At 65.8% G+C, this 22,095-nt stretch carries 22 protein-coding genes; 3 read left to right on the top strand and 19 right to left on the bottom strand.

What is annotated here, in order from left to right:
- Window positions 1-25: 25 nt before the first annotated feature.
- The 4 genes from B552_RS0101405 to B552_RS0101420 form a co-directional block, all read right to left on the bottom strand.
- Window positions 26-2,215: a molybdopterin cofactor-binding domain-containing protein gene (locus B552_RS0101405; protein ID WP_026035185.1), complete on the bottom strand. Its 2,190-nt coding sequence runs from the start codon at window positions 2,213-2,215 to the stop codon at window positions 26-28.
- A complete protein-coding gene (locus tag B552_RS0101410; RefSeq protein ID WP_019447206.1) occupies window positions 2,199-2,639 on the bottom strand; it encodes a (2Fe-2S)-binding protein in 441 nt (146 codons plus the stop codon). The genes B552_RS0101405 and B552_RS0101410 overlap by 17 nt, the downstream gene beginning before the upstream one ends.
- Before the next feature lie 141 nt (window positions 2,640-2,780).
- Entirely contained in the window at window positions 2,781-3,791 is a 1,011-nt protein-coding gene (locus B552_RS0101415; protein WP_026035186.1) for a tripartite tricarboxylate transporter substrate binding protein, read from the bottom strand.
- A gap of 70 nt (window positions 3,792-3,861) precedes the next feature.
- On the bottom strand, window positions 3,862-4,701 hold the full coding sequence (locus tag B552_RS0101420) for an IclR family transcriptional regulator (protein ID WP_019447208.1): 840 nt from the start codon (window positions 4,699-4,701) through the stop codon (window positions 3,862-3,864).
- 337 nt (window positions 4,702-5,038) lie between these two features.
- Here B552_RS0101420 and B552_RS0101425 point away from each other — a divergent pair, with 337 nt between their 5' ends.
- The 3 genes from B552_RS0101425 (at window position 5,039) to B552_RS0101435 (ending at window position 7,278) form a co-directional block, all read left to right on the top strand.
- Window positions 5,039-5,551: a MarR family transcriptional regulator gene (locus B552_RS0101425; RefSeq protein WP_019447209.1), complete on the top strand. Its 513-nt coding sequence runs from the start codon at window positions 5,039-5,041 to the stop codon at window positions 5,549-5,551.
- Window positions 5,552-5,732: 181 nt separating this feature from the next.
- On the top strand, window positions 5,733-6,719 hold the full coding sequence (locus tag B552_RS0101430; RefSeq protein ID WP_019447210.1) for a putative sulfate exporter family transporter: 987 nt from the start codon (window positions 5,733-5,735) through the stop codon (window positions 6,717-6,719).
- Window positions 6,720-6,846: 127 nt separating this feature from the next.
- A complete protein-coding gene (locus B552_RS0101435; protein WP_019447211.1) occupies window positions 6,847-7,278 on the top strand; it encodes a hypothetical protein in 432 nt (143 codons plus the stop codon).
- Between the two features lie 177 nt (window positions 7,279-7,455).
- Here the strand turns inward: B552_RS0101435 and B552_RS0101440 are convergent, their stop codons facing one another.
- The 15 genes from B552_RS0101440 to B552_RS0101510 all read right to left on the bottom strand — a co-directional run bounded on the left by B552_RS0101440 (window position 7,456) and on the right by B552_RS0101510 (window position 21,820).
- The gene (locus tag B552_RS0101440) at window positions 7,456-8,802 is read right to left on the bottom strand and encodes an MFS transporter (RefSeq protein ID WP_019447212.1); all 1,347 of its coding nucleotides are present in this window, start codon (window positions 8,800-8,802) and stop codon (window positions 7,456-7,458) included.
- Window positions 8,803-9,051: 249 nt separating this feature from the next.
- Window positions 9,052-10,008, bottom strand: a complete 957-nt coding sequence (locus B552_RS0101445; RefSeq protein WP_026035187.1) for a PDR/VanB family oxidoreductase — start codon at window positions 10,006-10,008, stop codon at window positions 9,052-9,054.
- A gap of 32 nt (window positions 10,009-10,040) precedes the next feature.
- Window positions 10,041-11,009: a VOC family protein gene (locus B552_RS0101450; protein WP_026035188.1), complete on the bottom strand. Its 969-nt coding sequence runs from the start codon at window positions 11,007-11,009 to the stop codon at window positions 10,041-10,043.
- A 30-nt stretch (window positions 11,010-11,039) separates the two neighbouring features.
- A complete protein-coding gene (locus B552_RS0101455) occupies window positions 11,040-12,518 on the bottom strand; it encodes an aldehyde dehydrogenase (protein WP_019447215.1) in 1,479 nt (492 codons plus the stop codon).
- A 21-nt stretch (window positions 12,519-12,539) separates the two neighbouring features.
- Window positions 12,540-13,346, bottom strand: coding sequence for an aspartate dehydrogenase (locus B552_RS0101460; protein ID WP_019447216.1), 807 nt, complete (start codon window positions 13,344-13,346; stop codon window positions 12,540-12,542).
- Between the two features lie 12 nt (window positions 13,347-13,358).
- Complete coding sequence (locus B552_RS0101465) at window positions 13,359-15,056, bottom strand: thiamine pyrophosphate-binding protein (RefSeq protein ID WP_019447217.1); 1,698 nt, start codon at window positions 15,054-15,056, stop codon at window positions 13,359-13,361.
- On the bottom strand, window positions 15,049-15,852 hold the full coding sequence (locus B552_RS0101470) for an SDR family oxidoreductase (RefSeq protein ID WP_019447218.1): 804 nt from the start codon (window positions 15,850-15,852) through the stop codon (window positions 15,049-15,051). The genes B552_RS0101465 and B552_RS0101470 overlap by 8 nt, the downstream gene beginning before the upstream one ends.
- 15 nt (window positions 15,853-15,867) lie before the next feature.
- The gene (locus B552_RS0101475; RefSeq protein ID WP_019447219.1) at window positions 15,868-16,725 is read right to left on the bottom strand and encodes an IclR family transcriptional regulator; all 858 of its coding nucleotides are present in this window, start codon (window positions 16,723-16,725) and stop codon (window positions 15,868-15,870) included.
- A 51-nt stretch (window positions 16,726-16,776) separates the two neighbouring features.
- Complete coding sequence (locus B552_RS0101480; RefSeq protein WP_019447220.1) at window positions 16,777-17,313, bottom strand: cupin domain-containing protein; 537 nt, start codon at window positions 17,311-17,313, stop codon at window positions 16,777-16,779.
- A gap of 17 nt (window positions 17,314-17,330) precedes the next feature.
- Window positions 17,331-18,104, bottom strand: coding sequence for an SDR family oxidoreductase (locus B552_RS0101485; RefSeq protein ID WP_019447221.1), 774 nt, complete (start codon window positions 18,102-18,104; stop codon window positions 17,331-17,333).
- Window positions 18,097-19,158 (bottom strand): aromatic ring-hydroxylating dioxygenase subunit alpha, encoded by a 1,062-nt coding sequence (locus B552_RS0101490; RefSeq protein WP_019447222.1) that lies wholly within the window; start codon window positions 19,156-19,158, stop codon window positions 18,097-18,099. Before B552_RS0101490 ends, B552_RS0101485 begins: the two co-directional genes overlap by 8 nt.
- A 71-nt stretch (window positions 19,159-19,229) precedes the next feature.
- A complete protein-coding gene (locus B552_RS0101495) occupies window positions 19,230-19,535 on the bottom strand; it encodes a recombinase-like helix-turn-helix domain-containing protein (protein ID WP_019447223.1) in 306 nt (101 codons plus the stop codon).
- Window positions 19,536-19,838: 303 nt separating this feature from the next.
- Entirely contained in the window at window positions 19,839-20,252 is a 414-nt protein-coding gene (locus B552_RS0101500; protein ID WP_019447224.1) for a glycine zipper family protein, read from the bottom strand.
- A gap of 46 nt (window positions 20,253-20,298) precedes the next feature.
- Window positions 20,299-20,793, bottom strand: coding sequence for a hypothetical protein (locus B552_RS0101505; protein WP_026035190.1), 495 nt, complete (start codon window positions 20,791-20,793; stop codon window positions 20,299-20,301).
- Window positions 20,794-20,941: 148 nt separating this feature from the next.
- Window positions 20,942-21,820, bottom strand: a complete 879-nt coding sequence (locus B552_RS0101510; RefSeq protein ID WP_019447226.1) for an alpha/beta hydrolase — start codon at window positions 21,818-21,820, stop codon at window positions 20,942-20,944.
- Window positions 21,821-22,095 lie beyond the last annotated feature (275 nt).

Consider the following 22,095-nt stretch of genomic DNA (forward strand, 5'->3'; position numbering starts at 1 on the left):
GGGCGGATTCCGCTCACGATTCCGCTTACGATTCCAGCTTAATCGGCATCGACCGGCGCCGCGACTTCGTGGCCTGGTACAGCGCATGCGCCACGGCAGGTGCCACGGGGCCGAGGGACACCTCGCCGCAGCCCTGCGGCGGGCGGTCGCTATCGACAATGACCACTTCCACCTTCGGCATCTCCGCCAACCGAAGCAGCGGATAGTCGTGGAAGTTGCTCTGCTGCACCACGCCGCCCTTGAACGTGATTTCGCTCCTGAGCGTGTTGGTCAGTGCAAAGCCGATGCCGCCTTCGATATTCGCGCGGATCAGGTTCGGATTGATCGACCTGCCGCACTCGACCGCGCACACCACGCGGCGCACGCGAAACGCCTTGCCCCCACGCTCCCGCTCCAGTTCCAGCGCCATCGCCACATAGGTCTGGAACGCCTCGCCACGGCCCGTATAGAGGTTGAACGTGAACCCGCGCGTGACATTGGCGGCGGGCTTGCGATCCCAGTTCGCCGCCTTCGCCGCGGCATCCAGCGTGCGCAGCGCCAGCGGATTGTGGGCCAGCAGCGCGCGGCGATAGTGATATGGGTCCACGCCTGCCGCATCGGCCATCTCGTTGACGAAGCTCTCCAGCATGAAGATGCTCGACGAGGACCCCACGCTGCGCATGAAACTGACCGGAATCGGCTGCTTCACGTCGATCATGTCGACCTTGAGGTTTGGCACGCGATAGACGCAGTCGTAGATCGCCTCAAGCATCGTCTCGTCCCAGCCGCCGTTCTTCGCCATGCGCTCGGCCTTGATCACGCCGTAGAGCGACTGGCCCGTCAGGCGCGCGTGCATGGCCACTGGCATGCCCTTGTCGCCGAGCACCGCGCGGAAGCGGCCCGACACGCCGGGGCGATAGAAGCCATGGCGGATGTCGTCCTCGCGCGAGCGAATCACCTTGACCGGCTTGCCGACGGCAGCCGACGCGCGCGCGGCATGAATGACGAAGTCTGGCAGGAACTTGCGGCCGAAGCTGCCGCCAAGGAACGTGGTGTGCACGATCACCGTTTCCGGCTTGCGGCTGTACAACCTGGCCAGCGCATTGCGTACGAAGTCCTGGCCCTGGATCGGCCCCCATACCTCGATCGCATCGTCGCGCACGTGCACGGTGGCGTTCACCGACTCCATCGTTGCGTGCACGATGTACGGCGTGTGATAGTCGGCTTCGACAAGCTTGCCGGCTGCCGCGAGCACCGCATCCGGCTCACCGAGTTTCGTGGCGACTACCGCTTCCTGCGCACCGAGCGCGGCCTTGCGCGCGGCCATGATGTTGTCGCTGTCGAGCGTCTTCGCGGCACCCGGATCGACGTCGATCTCCAGCGCGTCGGCGCCCTTCTTCGCCAGCCAGTAGCTGGTGGCCACGACGATAGCCGCATCGGGCGCCTGCACCACGGCCTTGATGCCCGACATCGCCTTGACTGCATCGGCATTGCGGATGCCGGTGACCTTGCCGGTGACGGTCGGCGGCATTTTCAGCGCGCCGTACAGCATGTCCGGCACCTTCACGTCGATACCGAACTGGGCCGATCCATCGACCTTGGCCGGGGTATCCAGGCGCAACAGCTCCTTGCCGATCAGCTTGTGAGCCGCTTCGTTTTTGAGGCGCGGCGTGGGGTTGAGCGGCAGCTTCGATGCTTCCTCGGCCAGTTCGCCGTAGCCGAGCGATCGGCCGGTTGCACCGTGATAGACGCGCCCCTTGTCCGTGTAGCACTGGCCCGGTCGCACCTGCAGCCGCTTTGCCGCCGTCATCATCAGCACTTCACGCGCCTGCGCACCGGCAATGCGCAGCCGCTGGTAGAACAGCGTGGCCGACATCGACGCGCCGACGAACTGCTGCGGCTCTTCATACGCGGCGCCGGTACGGTACGCATCGCGTCCGGTGACGAACGTGACCTCGATGTTCTGCCAGTCTGCGTCAAGCTCGTCGGCAAGCACCTGCGGCATGCCCGTGTAGACACCCTGCCCGCATTCGCATTGCGACAGGCCGAGCGTGATCTTGCCGCTGGGTTCGATCCAGATCCAGTCGGTGATTTCGTTCGTGCCATGCGAGCCGCTGTCGACGGTGCGGCTTGCCAGCGCCGGCAACGGAATGCATAGCGCGCCGGCCAGCGCGGCACTGCCCTTCAGGAAGCCGCGGCGCGCGGGGCTTCTCAACCTCTCACTTGGCTGCGGCATGAACGGCCTCCCGGATGCGGTGATAAGTCGCGCAGCGGCACAGGTTGCTGACTGCGGCGTCGATCTCGTTGTCAGTGGGGTGCGGGTTCTGCTTCAGCAGCGCGCTGACCGCCATCACCATGCCCGACTGGCAGTAGCCGCATTGCGGCACGTCCTTTGCGATCCAGGCTTGCTGCACCTTCGACGAGCGATCGGGCGACAAACCCTCGATCGTTGTCACGCTGCGGCCCGCCACGCTGGACACCGGCGCGACGCACGATCGCTGTGCGTGGCCGTCGATATGCACGGTGCAGGCGCCGCACGCGCCAATGCCGCAGCCATACTTGGTGCCGGTCAGCCCGGCATCATCGCGAATCACCCACAGCAGCGGCGTATCGCCGTCGCCGTCGAAGCGTGTCGCCTTTCCGTTCAACACAAAGTCCATGATTGCCTCGCTTTATCCTCGCTGGTGCAGGAAATGACGGCCGCAGGCCTCCCTGCACGGCGCAGGGTGCGGCCAGATACGACTCGGAAAATTGATTTGGGGGATGCGCCGCCTGGGCGCCCGGGCTGGTTCGCTAGCCCACTAGTCCGCGCTGATGTGGTACGTGCGGATCAGCGTGGCCCACGACGCGGTGTCATCGCGAATGCGCGCGGCCAGTGCTTCGGGGGTGCTCGCCACGGGCTCCAGGCCCTGGCGCTGCAAATCGGTGCGGATCGCCGGCGTGTTGAACAGCGTTTGAACGTCGGCGGAAAGCGCGTCGGCCATCGGCTTCGGCGTGGCCGATGGCACCAGCAGCGCGTACCACGAACTCACGTCGATGCCGGGCATGCCCTGCTCGGCCAGCGAAGGCACATCCGGAGCCGCCGGCGAACGCTTCGATTGCGTGACCGCGATCGCGCGCAGCGCGCCCGATTGAATGAACGGCGCCAGCGTCGGCCACGTGCCGAACAGCACCGGCACCTGGCCACCAACCACATCGTTGACGGCCTGCGTGGTGCCCTTGTATGGCACGTGCAGCATGTTCACGCCGGCCTTGTGATGAAACAGTTCTCCGGCGAGGTGCAGGCCGCTTCCAACACCGGGGCTGGCATAGCCGAGTGGCGCCTTGCCCTGCTCGGCCTGCTTCGCCAGCGCAATCAGCTCCGGCACGGTGCGCGCCTTGACTGACGGATGCACGGCCAGCACGTTGGGCGAACTGGCCAGCAGCGACACAGGCCGGAAGTCGCGCGTCACGTTATAGGAAAGCGTGGGGAACAGCGTCGGGTTGATCGTCAGGTTGCCGGCCGGCACCACCAGCCACGTGCAACCGTCACCGGCTGCGCGGCGCACCGCATCGATGCCGATATTGCCGTTCGCGCCGGGCTTGTTGTCGACGATGATCGGCGTGCCCTTGCGCTGTTGCAGGCCCATCGACAACGTGCGCGCAAGCTGGTCCGCCGCGCCGCCGGCAGGAAACGGCACGACGATCCGCACGCTGGCGCAGGTTGCACCGTGTGCCACGCCGGTCAGCGCGAAGGTTGCCATCGCAGCCGCTGCGCCCAGCCATCGCCGGGTCCGTTGCCTTGGTGTCGCGTTGTGGCTGCGTTGCTGCATGCTGTTCCTGCCTGTCCCGTCGTTGCCGCTGTTACCAGCGATCGTTGCGATTGTTACGTCGATTGTTACGTCATTGGCTGGCCACCCTGCCCTCGGGCATTGGCCGGTAATCCAGCAGGCGCGACAACTCCGCTGCCGCTGCGCGCACCTGCCCCACCATCGGTTCAAGCTGCGCGGGATCGATGCGCGCCGCCGGAATCGTTGCGCCGAGCGCCGCCACCACGCGCGTGGTGCGATCACGCACCGGTGCGGCAATGGTCGAGATGCTCGCCTCGAAGAACCCTTCGTGCAGTACGTAGCCACGCTGGCGGTCACGCTGCACCATCTCGTACAACTCCTCCACCGTGCGCGGCGTGCTCTCCGAGAACACTTCGAGCCGCGGCTCCGGATAGAGCACGCGCAACTCGGACAGCGTCAGGTCTTCCAGCAGCACCCGGCCCAGCACCGTGGCATGCGCGGGCAGGCGCGTGCCAACGTTGACGGTGCTCGTGAACGGCCGCGCCGCCACCGACTTGGCCACGTACACGATCGACCGGCCATCGCGCACCACAAGGTTGCACGGGTAGTGGATCTCGTCACGCAGCCGGTCCAGCAACGGCCGGCCAAGCTCTGTCAGTTCCAGCGAGGCCAGGTAGTCAAACCCGAGCCTCAGCACGGCCATCCCCAGGCGGAATTCACGTCCGCCGTCCGTGCGCTCCACGAACCCCATCATTTCCAGCGTGGCCAGCAGCCGGAACACCGTGGAACGCGGCACCTGCAGCCGTCTCGCCAGTTCCGCCGCCGACAGCGTGCGGTCCTTGCTGCTGAACTCACCGAGCAGCCGAAGCCCACGCTCCAGGCCCGGCACGATGTACTTGTCCTGTGTCTCCTGTGACTCCTGTGTCTCCTGATTGGGAGTGGCTTTGCTCATGGTCTCTCTCTGCTTGACGTTTGGTTTGCCAATGAACAGCAACGGGTCGATATAGCATGCTTCCCGCTGTCTGATGCACCCACGGCGCATGGCGACACTCGAAACATTAGCAGATGTGTTTTATATATAAAACCAAGATTCACATCAGGAACGCTTTCACTGTAGAGCGCCTTTGTTGATGACTCAACATAGGAAAACCCTTATCGGTGCTTCTTATAGGTATGTCCTGACCGCCCACACGCATCAGGTGCTGGCACAAAGTTGCCCATATGCCGCTGTATGAGACAATCGCGCGCCCACCGGACCACACTGCCCCCCACCGGACAGCTTCCCAGCCATGCCCAGCACACCCCGTTCCGCATCCGTGGCCGCCGACCCGTGGTCCAACCTCGACGAAGCCGGCACCGACCTCAGCGTCAATGACTTCCTGACGACGATGCTGAGTCAGCTCGTCACGGCGCTGCGCAGCAGCGTGACGGAACCCTATGCATCCCAGTTTGACCTGACCGTGCCGGAGTGGCGCATCCTGGCGCTGCTGGCGCACGGCCAGCCGATATCGTTCGCGGAACTGGTCAGGCAATCGACGTCGGACAAGGCGCTGGTCAGCCGGACCCTGCGGCTGCTGGAGGACCGGGGGCTGGTCACGCTGGAATCGGAAGGCGGCACGCCGCGCAAGCGGCTGACGTGCACAATCTCGCCCGAGGGCGCGGCGCTGCATGCACAGGTGATTCCACTGGCGCGGCGCGGGCAGGCCGCCGTGATCCGCATGCTGACGCCCGAGGAGCGGCAGGGGCTCTACACCGGGTTGCGAAAACTGCACGAGATCTGCACAACGGCCGCAAAGGAGTAGCGCGTCGATCACCTGAAAGCCAGCAAACCGCCGCACTCCGCGGCGGTTTTCTTTTGGGCCGGGTACCCGAGCAGACGGCCTTATCGATGTTTTCGATTGATTCAACCCGAAAATACCGTTGGCGCCTATATGCCCTCAGGAAATATCGTTATGCAAAATTCATCTATCAAGGTGTGCTTGCATGACCTCCCGACTGCTCTCTGCCAAAGCCACGATCCCCGGATTGCTGCTCGTTATCGCCCTGGCCGTGCCCGCCATGCTGCTTGGCAAGGCGGTGCCGCTGCTCGGCGGTGCCGTATTCGGCATGCTGCTGGGTCTGCTGTGCCGCGCGTTCCTGAAGCCGGCCGCTTCCTGCAAGCCTGGCATCCAGTTCGCCTCCAAGCAGCTTCTGCAATATTCGATCGTCGGCCTGGGCTTCAGCCTGCCGCTGCATCAGGTCGTGAGTACCGGCCTGAAGTCGCTGCCGATCTCGCTGGTCACGCTGGCCGTCGCCTTCGGCGTAGCCCTCATCGCCGGTCACCTGCTGCGCATCCCCGAAAAGCTCAAGGTCCTGATAGGCGCCGGCACGGCCATCTGCGGCGGTTCCGCCATTGCGGCCATCACGCCCGTCCTTGAGCCGGACGAGCACGACATGACCTATGCGCTGTCCACGATCTTCATGTTCAACGTTGTGGCCGTGGTGATCTTCCCGATCCTTGGCAAGATGCTTGGCATGTCCGACGCCGGATTCGGCCTGTGGGCCGGCACGGCAATCAACGACACGTCCTCTGTTGTGGCGGCTGGCTATGCCTGGAGCTCCGCGGCAGGCGAATACGCGACGATCGTCAAGCTGACGCGCGCCATGATGATCGTGCCGGTCACGCTGGCAATCGCCATGATCTGGCAGCGCAACAAGCCCGGCGGCTCGATGCGCCGCGTGATTCCCTGGTTCATCATCCTGTTCGTGCTCGCATCGGCAATCAATGAATTCCTGCCTGCCGGTGTGACGCTTGCGATCCAGCATGTGGCGCCGTTCCTCGTCATCGGCGCGCTGACCGGCGTGGGCCTGAGCACGGACTTCGAAAGGCTCAAGCGAGCTGGCGCACGGCCGCTGCTGCTGGGTCTGGTCGTGTGGGTCAGCGTGGCTGCCAGCAGCCTGGCCATGCAGCACCTCACCGGCGCGCTGTGAACCCGGCGCCTCCGCTGTAATCCGCCGAAACACTGGCAACACACGGAAACGGGAAGGACCTATCAGGATGCGTGCTCGCGTGGGGCAATACACCCCACAATCAGTAACCGGAGCCGAGACACGCAACATGAATCATCCTGACCCTTCCCACCGTCCTCACCTTCCCCACCAGGTCATCCGCAGCCAGCCGTCGCGCATCGCCGCACGCCTGGCCATCGCCGCAGCGCTGGCGTTGCCGGCGGCCGCTTTCGCCCAGCAAGCCCCCACCGGCGGCGACGACAACGACGCGGCGATGCGCAACATCCAGAACAACTTTGCGCACATGGCGCAGCCGCCACGCACGATCGACACGATCAATCAGGAACTGAAGCAGACTTCGAGGGCCCGGGGCGGTGGCGGTGGCGGCGGCATGGGCCAGCGCGGCGGCGGCAGGCACGGCGGCGGCCGGCAGGCCTCGCAGCAGCAGGACAAGTCCGATTCGGGTGGTACACCTGTTCCGGGCACGAGCGCAACGCCGCCGGAATCGTCGGCATTGAGCGGTGGCACGGCACCGCAGTAACCGATCAAACGCTACCGGTTTTCTCCCCTCTCCCACGAGTGGGAGAGGGGCGGGGGAGAGGGCCGGCGCCTGAAGCACCGAACACGCTGGCCGGCGACGAAGCGCTTGCCCTCTCCCCCAAACCCTCTCCACACGCGGGAGAGGGGAGCAACCCAACACCACGGCCGTCATGGAGACTCAGACTTCGAGTTCTTCCAGCACCTGGCCCTTGGTCTCGATGCCGAGGAAGTACACGGTGACGGCGGCCAGCAGCGGCACCACGGAAAGTCCGAAGAATGCGGTGCTCAGGTTGCCCGTGCCGATCGTCGAGGCAATGATGCCCGGCGCGAAGATCGCTGACACCTTGAGCCATGCGCCACCAAGACCGCAGCCCATTGCGCGGATGCTGGTGGGATACAGCTCCGGCGTATAGACATAGGCGGTGATGAAGCCGCTGGCCAGGAAGCCCATCGCCAGTGCGCAGAACGTGGCCACCACGTAGACCGTCGATGCGTGGAACACGCCGGCCAGCACCAGCGATGCCGCGCACAGCACGAACGACACGTTGATCACGGGCTTGCGGCCCACCTTGTCCACCAGCAGCGCGCAGACCAGCGAACCGACCACGCCAAGCACCGAAGCGCCAGCCGCCAGGTTCAGCGCCAGTTGCAGCGGCGCGTGATAGATCGTCTTGTAGACCGTGGGCAGCCACGTCGACAGACCGTACTGGATAAAGCCGCAGGTAGCCCACAGCATCCACACGGCGAGCGTGCGGCCCAGGTAGGCGGGGCTGACCAGGTCGCGCACTCGGCGGCGCGGGTGACGTGCGGCCATCTCATCGAACCGGGAGGTATCGCCCACCGGCGGCAACTCCTGTTTTGCACGCGCCTCGAACTGGCGCAGCGCGCTGTCGGCTTCCGCAATGCGGCCTTTCTCGGCCAGCCAGCGCGGCGATTCGGGAACCACGTGGCGCAGGATGAAGAACAGCACCAGCGGCACGCCGCCCAGGAAGTACATCACTTCCCAGCCATAGCGCGGCACGAGCATGGCACCCATCGCGTTCGACACCATCAGGCCGATCGGGAACACGATCTCGTAGAGCAGCACGAACTTGCCACGACCGTGCGCGCGTGTGACCTCGTTGATATAGGTAGCCGCCACCGGCAGTTCGCCGCCAAGCCCCAGTCCCTGCACGATGCGCAGCAGCGCAAAGATCTCGAACGACGGCGCGAAGCCGCACGCCAGGCTCATCAGGCCGATGATGCCCGCGCTCCAGCCAATCGAACGCAGGCGGCCGAAGCGTTCGGCCAGCGCGGGAAACAGCAGTGCTCCGACCAGTTGGCCGACCGACGGCGCGGCGATCAGGAAACCGATCTGGCCCGGCGACAGCGACCACTTGGCGATCAGCAACGGCAGCGTGGTGGCGATGGCAATCACATCGAAGCCATCGAAGAACGTGGCCAGGCCGATCAGCAGCCGCGCGCGAATATGCATCGCGTTGCCGGGCATGCGCTCGATACGCGCGATGATCTGGCCGCGCGTCACGGCGCCTGCCGATGCCGCCGCTTGCGATTCGGCGGGGGCACCGCCATAGGTGACGGGGGCGACGGGGGCGACGGAGGCCGCCGGCGAGCCTGAAAGGGAGGACGCGGAATCTTGTCTCTGGGTCAACACGGTATCTCTTCCGATTCGTGAGGGGCAGGCGCCACCGCGTGGCCGCTGAAGGCGGCTCGAATATGCGGCAGGCGATCTTTCATTGCCGCGCCTTGCATGGCGCAGCGTCGTCTTTGTCTGTCAGATGTCCAGCACCAGGCGCGGTCCCTTGCACCCGGATACGCAGACCATCATCGTCTTGTTCGAAGCACGTTCGCTGTTGCTGAGCACGCTGTCGCGGTGATCGGGGCAGCCTTCGACAACCGCCGTCTCGCACGAACCGCACACTCCCTCGCGGCAGCTGTATTCCACCTGGACGCCTGCTTCGAGGATTGCGTCGAGCAGCGACTTGCCAGACGGCACCAGCACATTCTTGCCCGAGCGCTGCAGCGTCACGCTGTACTCACCTTCCTGCACGGCCTCGGTGGCCGGATCGGCGGCAAAGCGCTCGATATGCACGTTCGGGTAGCCATGCGCTTCGCACGCGGATTCGAACGCGTTCAGCATCGGGCCGGGGCCGCAGCAGTAGAAATGCGTGGCAGCGTCCTGGCCGGCCAGCATCGCCTTGAGGTCAGGCGGCGCGCCCGCTTCATCGTCGAAATGGAAGCGCACCGCATCGCCGTAGGCAGACAGTTGCTCGACGAAAGCGGCCTCCGCACGCGAACGCGCGCAGTACAGCATCGTGAACGAGCGGCCGCGTTCGGCCAGCCGGCGTGCCATGCAGACGATCGGCGTCACGCCAATGCCACCGGCCACCAGCACCGTGTGCGCGGCGCCCTCATCCAGCACGAAGTGGTTGCGCGGCGCGGCCACGGTCAGCGTGGTGCCCACGCGCAACTGCTCATGCACGAAGCGCGATCCGCCACGGCTGTTGCGGTCCAGCAGCACGCCCACGGTATAGCGGTCACGCACTTCCGGCGCGCCGCACAGCGAATAGCTGCGCACCAGGCCGTTGGCCAGATGCAGGTCGATATGGGCGCCCGGACCGAACTCCGGCAGTTGCGCACCGCTGGGGTCCTGCAGTTCGATGCTGACGACGCCGCGCGCCTCGTAGCGCATGGCCTGCACACGCATCGTCAAAGATTGGCTCGTGCTCATGACGGCTTCCTTCTCATCACGTTCAATACGACTTAACGCTTTTCCGTCAGGAACTTGCCTTCCGGGCCGCCAGCATTCTTCTGGCGGCGCGTGTTGCCATCGATGCCGCCCTCGATCGCCCATTCGGCGAACACGGTCGGCCCCGGCTCGAACGCACGCGGTTCCCAGTGCGCGTCAAGCTGGTCTTCGTCGGCGTAGTACTCGATCAGGCCGCCAGCCGGATTCTTGAAGTACCAGAAATAGGCCGACGAGATCGGGTGACGGCCCGGACCGAGCTGTGTGTCCCACCCCTTGCGCGATACATGCATGCCGCCGCCGAACACCTCATGGATGTCGCGCACCGTGAAGGCCACATGATTAAGACCGCTCTTGGGCTGCGGCAACTGCAGCAGAAACAGGTCGTGGTGCCCGCCCTCGGCCGCGCAGCGCAGGAACGCGCCACGGCCGGGGTAGTTGTCGGACGGCACGAAACCGAACTTTTCAATGTAGAAGCGCTCGGTGGCCTTTACGTCCTTGACGAAGAACACCACGTGACCCACTTCAATCGGCGTGGCGCGTTCGTAGATCGGGCTGGGCTCATTGAGGCGCGGCTTGTCGTTCCACGTGTTCATCGCGCCGCACTTCACCTGCACGTCGTGCTTGCGCGAGACCTGGAAGCGCACGGCCAGCCCGTTCGGGTCCGTACAGCCGATGCGCGTGCCGTCCTGCTGCGAGACAAACGTGGGCTCGTTGCCGATGGCGTCGCGGATCGCATGGAGCGATGCCTGGTTGTCCACGCCCCATACCACTTCACGCAGCGTCGGGCCGTCTTCGATAGCCAGCGGCAGTGACGCATCGGCGATCTTGCGCACCAGCACGCGGCAGCCGTTCAGCGTCTCGAAGTCGATCCCGTCGGCGGCGTCGCGCTTGATCGTCAGACCCCAGTCGCTGAAGAAGCCGCGACAGGCGTCGAAATCGTCCGCGCCGTACACGATTTCATCGATTCCCAATACCTTCATGATTCAGTCTCCGTTCCACCTGGTTCGCGGGGCTCAGCGGTTGGCCCACGGCAGCGGTTGTTCGTTCAGGCCCCAGTACACGCTCTTCTGTTCCATGTACTGAAGGATGCCAAGGCGTCCCTTCTCGCGGCCCAGGCCGCTGTCTCGCCAGCCGCCGAACGGCGTCGAGATCGAGAACTGCTTGTATGTGTTGATCCAGACGTTGCCGGCCTGCACGGCCCGCGCCACGCGCCATGCACGCTTGTAGTCGCGCGTCCAGATACCGGCGGCCAGCGCATAGATGCTGTCGTTGGCCTGTTCGATCAGATCGTCTTCATCGTCGAACGGCATCGCCACCAGCACCGGCCCGAAAATCTCCTCCTGGCAGATGCGTGCGTGGTTATCCAGGCCCTCGATGATCGTCGGCGTGTAGAAGTAGCCGTTCGGCAGGCCCGCCACCTCGGGACGCAGGCCACCAGTACGCAACTGGCCGCCGTCCTCCACGCCCATCGCCACATACGATTCAATGCTGTCGCGATGCCGGTCCGTAATCAGCGGACCCATCTGGGTGCGTTCATCGGCAGGGTCGCCCACGCGCAGGTGCGCGGCGCCAGCAGCCAGCCGGTCAAGGAACGCCTCGTACTGCGAGCGCGCGACGAACAGGCGCGAACCGGCGATGCACGATTCGCCCGACGAGCTGAAGATGCCATACAGCACACCGTTCACCGCGTGATCGAGATCGGCGTCGTCGAACACGATGGTCGGCGACTTGCCACCCAGTTCCAGCGACACCGGCATCATCTTGTCGGCGGCGATATGGGCGATGTGCTTGCCCGTGGTGGTGCCGCCGGTGAACGACACGCGGCGCACCAGCGGATGCTTGGTGATCGCGTCACCGATCACCGAGCCCTTGCCCGGCAGCACGCTGATCAGCCCCTTCGGCACGCCAGCTTCCTCGCAGATGGCCGCCAGTTCCAGCGCCATCAGCGGCGTCACCTCGGCCGGCTTGACGATGACCGCGTTGCCGGCGGCCAGCGCCGGGGCCATCTTCTGCGCTTCGCTGGCGATTGGCGAGTTCCACGGCGTGATGGCCGCCACCACGCCCATCGGCTCATTAACACTCATCGTCAGGCAGTCGCCACGTTGCGGTGTGATCTGCTCTTCAAGCGTTTCCAGCGCAGCGGCAAAGAACTGGAACGTGCCGGCGGCGCTTGCCACCAGTGCGCGCGTTTCGCTGATCGGCTTGCCGTTATCCAGCCGCTGGCGCTGTGCCAGCGGCTCCGACTTCGCGCGGATCAGCTCGGCCACGCGATACAGCACGGCGGCGCGCTCATGCGGCTTGCGTTGGGCCCAGCCGCTTTCGCGAAACGCGCGATGGGCGCCCTGGATGGCCTCTTCCACATCATCGAGGCTGGCCGCATTAAGCTCCGCCACCACTTCACCGGTGGCGGGGTAGCGCGTGCCATAGCGGTCGCCCGAGCCCAGGCGCCAGACGCCTGCAATGCAGATCGGAAGAACTTGTTGCGTTGTCATTGCATTACTCGCTTGATCGCTTCAGATCGACACCGCGTGGGCGCGGTTGCCGAGTGCGCGTACCACGCTGAACACGGTCAGCGCGGACGTCTTGGGGTTGGCGGCCAGCGGCTTGCCGCGCATGGTCAGCTCGAAGCCGCCGAACGCGCCGCGCGCTTCCACGTGGTGCACGTTCTCCACGGCGGTCGGATCGGCCAGCAGCCTGACCGATGTGCGGTCGAGCCCGAGCCCGGCCAGCGACACCGTGGCGGCCACGTTGGCATTCTTCGGATAGAGCCGCGCCGCATCGCGCGCCGTGCCTTCGAAGATCACGGTGGGCTCGGTCAGCGCATCGAGATCAAAAAGCTGCGCGGCCGGCGTACCGATCCACGCGCAGGCCGGCTTGCGGCCCGTGTAGATCACTTCGTCCAGGCCGCCGACGCGGGCAGCGGCCAATGCGTCGATGGCGCCGATTGCGCCGGACAGCAGTTGCACCTGCGTGTTGCCACGGCGTGCCGCCGCTTCCAGCTTCTCCGCCATCCCCGGCTCCGACAGCGCGCCGACCGACACCACCATGCACGGGATGCCGCGTTCAAGCGCCGGAATGATGTGCTCTTCCAGCGCGTGGTGGCCCGCGCATTCGACCAGCAAGTCGGGACGCTGGTCACCATCGGCCAGCCGCGTGGCCACGCGCACGTTGGGCGCCAGCGCCGACAACGCGCCGCGTGCCTCGTCCATCGTGCCTTCCGGCACGATGACCACGTCGAACACGACGTCCGGGTCGGACTTCAGCAGCTCCAGCACGCCACGGCCAATCGCACCGCAACCCACCATCGACACATGCAGCATGGACATTTCTCCTCAGGCGGTTGCCGTGGCCGTGTTGGCGATCGGGGCCTGCTTGTTGACCGGCGGGCCGGCGAACACGGTCTTGAAGCTGCCGATCGACAGCATGTCGATCTCCAGCATGAACGGCCCCTGCTCCACCGTTGCCGCTTCCAGCGCGGCGCCGATATCGGCCAGGTTGCTCACGCGGCGATGACGCAGCGACAGCGACTGGCAAAGCTGCGCGTAGTCGGGCGTGTGCAGTTCCACGTAGTGACGGCGACCGCCGTACTGCGCGTCCTGGATGTTCTTGATCACGCCGTAGCCCTTGTCGTTCATCAGCACGATGACCATGTCGGCACGTTCCTGCACCGCCGTGGCCAGTTCGCCGAGGTTCAGGATGAAGCCGCCATCGCCAGCCAGCGTGAAGGTCTTCTTGCCCGAAGCGGTCGCCGCTGCGCCCACGGCGGCGCCGATGCCCATCGCCAGGCCCTGGCCGATTCCGCCGCCCAGCGCATGCACGCCGGCACGCGAGTCGAAGATCTGCAGATGACGGTTGCCCCACGTGCTGTTGGACACAGTCACGTCGCGCACCCAGTTGAAGTTGCGGCCCACCGCCTGCTGCAGCGCCTGCACCAGCGCGCTGTACGGGCCCAGGCCATCAATCAGCGCACCTACGGCGATATCGTGGGCACCACGCAGGTCGGCGGCAAAGCCGGCATCGATCTGCATGCGGCCTTCAAGGCGGTCGGCCAGGCCGTCCAGCGCCAGCGCGGCATCGCCGCTGACGAAGTAATCGCTCTGGTAGCAGCGGCCTTCGGACGCAGGATCGGCATCGATGCGCAGCAGCGGACGCGGCAGCTTCAGTTCGTACTTCAGCGTTTCGTTGCCGCGCAGGCGCGAGCCAACCACCACCATCGCATCGCAGGTCTGGTAGAACGCTTCCACGGGCTTGTGCAGGTTGTACGCGCCCAGCGAACGCGGATCGTCTTCCGGCACGATGCCACGGCCTTGCGTGGACGTGACCACGCCGAAGCCCATGTCCATCAGGCGCTTGACCTGACGACTGGCGTGGCGTGCGCCGCCGCCGAGCCACAGCATCGGACGCTTGGCGTTGATCAGGCGTTCGGCCAGCGCGTCCAGCGCGTGCGCGGACGGCTGGTGTTGCGGCACGGGCAGCGGCTGCAGGTCGTGCGGCATCGGAATCAGCGCGGCCTGGATGTCGATGGGGATCTCCACGCTGACGGGGCCGGTCGGCGCGGTCAGCGCGGTCTGCACGGCGAGCTTGATCGTCGAGATCGCGGTGTCCGCGCTGCGGATGCGGAACGCGGCCTTCGACACGGCCTTCAGCATCGTGAGCTGGTCCGGTGCTTCGTGGATATAGGCAAGGCTCTGGTCCAGGTACGGCGTTTCGATCTGGCCCGTGATATGCAGCAGCGGCGTGCCGGCCGTCAGCGCTTCCACCATCGCACCGGCGGCGTTGCCGGCCGCGGTGCCCGTGCTGGTCAGGCACACGCCCAGGCTGCCGGTGGTGCGCGCATAGGCGTCCGCCATATTGGTGCCGCCAGCCTCGCCACGTGCGGGCACGAAGCGGATCTTGCCGCGTTCGCCCATGGCGTCGAGGATCGGCATGTTGTGGATCGAGATCACGCCGAATGCAGCCTTGACGCCGCACTGTTCAAGGAAGGCTGCAATGGCGCAGCCCACGGTGACTTGTTGTTGCTCGTTACGCATGACGGGAGAGTCCTCCGGAAATATCGATATGGCTGCCCGTGGTGTACGAAGACAACGGCGAGGCAAGGAACAGGATCGCGCGTGCGGCTTCCTGCGGCAGACCGAGACGGCCCAGTTGAATGTTCTTCTGGCGGGCCAGGCGTGCGGTCCACGCGGCCCAGTCCAGATGGCGGTCCTCTTCAGGACGCGCCTCGAAGCGGCGGCGCCACTGGCCCGATTCGACCAGGCCGATCAGGATGCCGTTGACGCGCACACCCTTCGGTGCGAATTCGGTGGCCAGCGAGCGCACAAGGTTGTGCACGCCGGCACGTGCGGCGGACGTGGCCACCATATGCGGCTCCGGCTGCGTGGCCAGCAGCGAGTTCACGCAAACGATGGCGCCCTGCTGCGACTGCTCAAGCTGCGGCAGGAACGCGCGCGTCGGGTGAATCACGGAGAAGAACTTCAGTTGCAGCTCTTCCACCCATGCGGCGTCCTCGGTGCTGGCGAACGTCGACACGCGGCCCTGGCCGGCGTTGTTGACGAGCATGTCCGCCGGGCCCAGTTCGCGTGCCACGTCAGCGGCAAATGCGCTGACCTGCTCGGGCTTGAGCACATCGCAGGTGGCGGCATACAGGCGGCAACCGGCGAAGCGTTCGCGCAGTGCGCTTTCCGCGCTGCGCAGGCGCGCTTCGTCACGGCCGCACATGGCCACGGCCGCACCGGCTTCCAGCAACAGTTCGACAGTGGCCAGCCCGATGCCGGAGGACCCACCGGTCACGACGGCCACCTTGCCGTCGAGTTCAATCATGGACATCGTCCGCTTCCTTTATCAGTTTCGGTGCATCGATACGACCCGGGCCTGGGTCTGGCCAGCCTGCCGCTGCCGCCGGAAGCCGAGCAGTCTCGACAGTTCGCCGGCCGTGCTGCGCACGCTTGCCACCATTCGGTCCAGCTCTTCGGCGCTCAGGCGCGACGCGGGGATGGTCGCGCCGAGCGCCGCCACTACCTTGCCCGTGCGGTCGCGCACCGGCGCCGCGATCGTGGAGATGCTGGCTTCGAAGAACCCTTCGTGCAGCACGTAGCCGCGCTCGCGGTCCTGCTGCAGCATGTCGAACAGCGCCTGCACGGTGCGTGGCGTGCTGTCCGAGTAGACCTGCAGTTCGGGCTCCGGATAGATCGCGCGCAGTTGCTCAAGCGTCAGGTCTTCCAGCAGCACGCGGCCCAGTACGGTGGCGTGCACGGGCAGCCGTGCGCCCACGTTGATGTTGCTGGCGAACGGGCGCGATGCCGCGGCCTTGGCCACGTACACCACCGAGCGGCCATCCCGCACAACGAGGTTGCACGGAAACTCGATCTCGTCGCGCAGGCGGTTCAGCAGCGGGCCGCCCAGTTCGGTCAGTTCCAGCGAAGCCAGATAGTCAAACCCGAGCCGCAGCACCGCCAGGCCCAGCCGGTACTCGCGGCCGCCATCGGTACGCTCGACGTAGCCGGTGGATTCCAGCGTGACCAGCAGGCGGAACACCGTGGAACGCGGCACGTTCAGCCGGCGCGACAACTCGGCGGCGGACAGCACGCGGTCACGCGCGCTGAACTCGGCCAGCAGACGCAGGCCGCGTTCGAGTCCGGGGACGATGTACTTGTCCTCGGCTTCAGCCGGCTGTGCGGACGAAAGTGGATTGGCGCTCATGCTATGGACTCTGGGGCTCGGGGCTCGACGGTCAGGCGTGGCTCGTGTGGCTCAGCGCTTGATCTTGCTGAGCGGGTGCTCGGGCGGATAGGTCGGCGTGATCGGCTTCCTGGAGCCGAGCATCACGCACATCAGCGCGTCTTCCTCGCCGATATTGATTTCCTCGCGGTACACGCCCGGCGGCACCGATACCAGGTCACGATCGGTCAGGATCGTCTCGAAGCGCTCGCCGTCCTTTTCCAGGATCAGCTTGATCTTGCCGCGCATCACGAAGAACACCTCTTCCACGTCGGTGTGGATGTGCGACGGACCTTCGTGGCCGGCCGGGATGATCATCGTCGAGAACGTGAAGTGCTCGGACGGCACGGTGTTCGTGTCCGCAGCCACGCCGGTGCCGCCCGTGCCGAGGTAGCGCATCTGCGCACGGCGGTACTTCGGGTCGTAGTCGGCCTGGAACTTCAGGGCATCCCAGTCGTAGCGGCGCGTGGAGAAGCGCGCAACGCGGGACTCCATCCATGAATCGAACGAGGCGCCATCGGGACGCTCCCAGCTACGCTTGATGTTTTCCTGTTGGGACAGATCGCTCATTTGGATTTCCTTGGGTTTCAGTGCATGACAAAGCCGCCGTTGACCGCCAGCGTCTGGCCGGTCACGAAACGGGAAAGGTCGGACAGCGCGAACAGCACGGCGCCGCAGACGTCATCGGGAAGTTGCTCGCGCTGGATCGCGCGCTGGCTGCGGTACAGGTCGTGCCGGTGTTGCGGCACGTATTCGGTGGCTTCCACGAGCGTCAGGCCCGGCGCCACGGCGTTGACCGTGATCTGCGCATCGCCAAGTTCGCGGGCCAGCGAGCGGGTCATGCCGATGATGGCGCTCTTGCTTGCCACGTAGGCCAGCAGGTTCGGTGCGCCCCACAGCGGCGTGTCCGATGCCAGGTTGACGACGGCGCCGCGGCCGCTGGCGCGCAGCGCGGGCGTGCAGGCCGCGGTCATCAGCCACGTGCCGCGCACGTTGACGTTCATCACGCGGTCCCACGTGGCAACGTCGAGTGCGGTGGCATCGCGGCCGCCCGAATCGGTCACCGCGCCGTTGTTGACCAGGCCGTCGAGCCCGCCCAGCGCATCCGCCGCGGCGCTGGCGCATGCCTGCACCGATGCGGGGTCCTGCAGATCCAGCGTCAGCGGCACGGCGTTGAAGCCGCGTGCCCGCAGCGCGTCGGCGGACTCCTGCACGCGATCGGCAAGGATGTCGGCCATTGCCACGCTACCGCCCGCTTCGACGATCGCGGTTGCAAAGGCCAACCCCAGGCCGCGCGCGGCGCCGGTGACCAGCACCTTGCGGCCCGCCAGCAGGTTGGAAGTGGAAATCGAATCAAGCATGCTTCGCGACTCCGCCTACCGCAGCAGGCTGCAGCATGGCCACCGGTTCGTCGGCCACCTCGGCGTCGGCGCGGCGCTTCAGCAGACGGCGCACACGCGTGACGCCGGCATCGTGCGCATACAGCATCTCGTGATCGCGCGCGTTCGGCGCCATCGATTCCAGCACCACGCGGTCCTGCTCGAGCACGTCCCAGTGCAGGCCCTCCAGACGGTTGCGATACAGGAAGCGCCACACATCGCGCTCCCAGCCCTGCACGTGGCGGGTACGCCAGAAGAACACCAGGCAGTGATCCTCGTCGACCGGCGTGGCCATGCCAATGATGCCGAACGGACCGCCCGGGCCAACCTTCTGGCGATAGGGGATGGACAGGCGCAGCCACAGCGTGCCGGTCTCGCCGAACTCCACCCAGTCGAAGTTCACGCCGCGCTGGCCGGTCTTCTCGAAGATCAGGCCCGAGTTGGTCTCCACCACCTGCATCACGGCCGACTTCTCGCCGCTGGCCATCGAGTGCGACACCGCGTGCAGGTAGGCGCCATGCATCGGGTCCATGACGTTGTCGATCGCGTAGCGGTAGTTGCAGTCCCAGTGCGCCACGCACAGGAAATTGCTGTGTTCGGGGTTCTCCAGCTCTTCGGGCAGGCGCAGCGCGTCAGCCTCCGTCGGGGCGCGGTCGCCGAACCACATGAAGATGGCGCCGGCCTTCTCCTGCACCGGATAGCTGCGCACGCAGGTGCGGCCTTCCAGCGGGCAGTTCTCCACGGCCGGCACGCTCTTGACCTGGCCGTCGCCGCCGATTTCCACGCCGTGGTACCAGCAGGCCACGCGGTCGCCGAGGTTCCAGCCCATCGACAGGCGCGCGCCGCGATGCGGGCAGCGGTCTTCCAGCGCGCTGAGCTGTCCGGCGTTGTCACGCCAGATGACGATGTTCTGGCTCAGGCGCGTGATGCCGATCGGGGCGTGCGTGACTTGCCACGACGCCGCCACGGGGTACCAGTAGTTGCGCAGACCGCTGTTCAGGCGCGCTTCGGCGCGTGCTTGCTTGTTCGATTCCATGTCTCGCTCTCTCGCTCTTTCTCGCTTCTATTTGCGGTTATCGCTTGTGGTCCTGGGTCTTGGCCGACCGCTCAAGCGCCCAGGCGGCGCATTTCGGCAAGGAAGCCTTCCTCGGTCCACGGCTGGCCATCGGCGGCCAGGAAGCCGGCGCGGTTGAACGCGCGCACCACGTCTTCCGGCGACTTCGCGCCGCCTTCGAATGCGGCTTCCAGCGCGTCGCCCAGTGCGTTCTCGTAGGCGGAGGGCACGGCGGCGCGCGTCTGCCAGACGATGTTGGGTACGTGGCCCGGCTTCTCGATATGACCCTTGCCGGCGACGTTGTTGGGCGAGGGACGCTCCCAGGGCACCAGGTTCGGGTTGTACGCGAGGCTTTCCATTGCGTTTTGCTCCATGGCTTTCTGTGTGGGGGACGGCTGGCGGGATGCCTTGTCTACCGTGTCTCCGGTGTCGCGCTCACCGGTATGTCTTCCGTTGAGCGTTTTACCTATGAAACGTGAGTTTAAATATTGAACACAGATACGACTATAGACAACCGGGCTTCAAAAATTGACTAGGGTTAACCCGTCAGCGGGAGGGTGATGATCGATAGCCGACCATCGGCGGCGGTGAAAAGCGGCGCCTTGCCGATCCGCGTGACGAATTGGCGGCTCGGTTTGGCGGCTCTGGCGATGCCGGACCGATCAGGGCGCGTGGCCTTGCGGTGCCGGTGCCGGCGGCGGCGTGTTGGGCTTGTAGTTGGCAGGTGGTGTCGCGGGCGGCGCCGCAATCATCGGGCCGTAGACCGGGACCCGGTGTCCGCTGGCGTACATGCACTGAACGTAGGCAGCGTCGTACTGCTGCTGCGCGTCGTCGCCGGCGTAGCTTGTGCTGCTTGTGCTGCTTGCACCGGCCGCCGAGGTGGACGCCTGATGCGAACTCACCCCGCTGAGCTGGCCCAGCGCGAACTGCCGGCAGTTGCGGTCATCGCCGCGAAACTGGTCGAGCGACTTGTTGGTGCCAGGAAGCGCCATCACGCTGGGGCCCGACGGCATTGACGTGCAGGCGCCCAGCACGGATGCGGCCGCCAGCAGGAGCGGAACGGAACGCGGCTTCATCGATACCTCGGCATCATGGCGGCATCAGGACAGCATCCGGGCAACATCAGGACGACGGTTGGGCCGGCACCGTTTGCCAGCCGCCCGGGCACTCCTTGACGTACGGGTAATAGCCATCGGGCTGGTCGCAGTGGTACCACCACGCGTTCGCGGACGCGCCATCCGAACCATCGCCCTTTTCGATGTATTGCGCCGGGGGCGCGTAGTAGCCAGGGTAACCAGCCGGATACGGCCAGCCGTCGTAGTACGGATATCCCCACCACCACCAGCCTGGCCAGGCGCCGCCCACGAAGAAGACCGCGTGCCCATGCCCATGATGGAAACCGTCGTGGTGAAAGCCGTCGTGGTGGAAGCCATCGTGACCATGGAAGCCGCCGCCCTGCATGCCACCCATGCCACCGCCCTGCATGCCGCCACCGTGCATGCCACCGCCCCCGCCGCCGCCACTGCCGCGACCCGCTGCCAGCGTTGGACCGCCGGCGGCCAAGGCCGCCCCTGCCACGAATGCCAGGGCGATCCTGCATAACCCGCGCCCGTTCATGATGTGTCCCCTGCCTTGCTGTGGAGCGTCGGAGGATCTGGCGCTTTCCGCAATCCACTGACACGACACTCGGCGACACCTGGCCCCGGAAGGCACAGTTCCGCTATCTGGTAAACCGCAGGCGCGTCGGATTTATTCCATCGGCCGATCAGGCAGGTACGGCCGCGCGGATCACACGCGCCACGGCTTGCGGCTGTTCGATGTAGCAGGCGTGGCCGGCGTCGGGGATCAGATGGAAAGGCATGCCGAAGCGCTGGGCCAGCGCGTTCGACGCGGCGGGCGTGGTCACGATGTCCTCGGCGCCGCACCCCACTTCTACTGAACTGGTTTGCTGCGCCAGATAGCCGCCGATATCGTCGCCGCACAGCAGCGCCACCGCCTGCCGATAGCCGTCGGGGTTCAGGCGCCGCATGTTCCAGCGCACCCAGCCCTGGGCATCCGCCGTGGCAGCCGGACTCAACAGCCGCGTGGCCCCGCGTTGCGCCAGCCCGTCGACACCCAGGGTTTCCAGCGCTTCGATTCGTTGCCGGGCCACTTCGTGCGACTTGTCTTCCTTCCCAGCGGCACCGTATCCCAATGCGGGACTGAGCAGCAGGAAACGCCCGGGCTGCATGGCGGCCGGGGCGTGCGCCGCGTAGCCCGATGCCATCAGCGCGCCAAGCGAATGGCCGACGATCAGGTCCGGGCGCACCTGCAGCGCAGTCAGCAACTGCTCCAGCCGCAGCGCGTAGTCGCGTGCGGTGGGTGCCGCCATCGGCAACGGACTCGACTGCCCATAGCCGGGCGCATCCCACGCAATCACGCGCGCTTCCGCGGCCAGCAGGCTTGCGCAAGGCAGCCAAGACGCCGCGCCGGAACTGATGCCGTGCAGCAGCACCACGACCGGCCCACGTGTTCCGCCAACGCGGCAGGCAACGCGGGCGCCATCGCCGCCAACCATGACCAGCCGCTCGGCGAAATGGCTATCAAGTGCTGCAAGCACGTCCGCACCAGGATCGAGTGCACGAAGAGCCGCGTTGTGTTCCATATATGAAATTGGTGTTTGCGAATAAAACCTCTCGACTATAGGCGTTCGATTCGTGGCCGTGGGATCGGGGTAAACGAGGAAGGGAACTCCCTTATCTACGTCGTACCGGCGCCTGTCTATATTTCGCTCAAGCGTTTCTTATGTTGTTCATTGTTTTACTAATGGAACACAAGAACGATGGCGGCAGCCCCCATACCGTTGCCGGCGGAAGCGCCCAAAGAGCCCCCCCCCCTTTTAGAGCTCCCCCATAGAGCCCACAAGACAGAACTAGAGAA

The organism is Cupriavidus sp. BIS7, from assembly GCF_000292345.1.
Taxonomy (GTDB): Bacteria; Pseudomonadota; Gammaproteobacteria; order Burkholderiales; family Burkholderiaceae; genus Cupriavidus.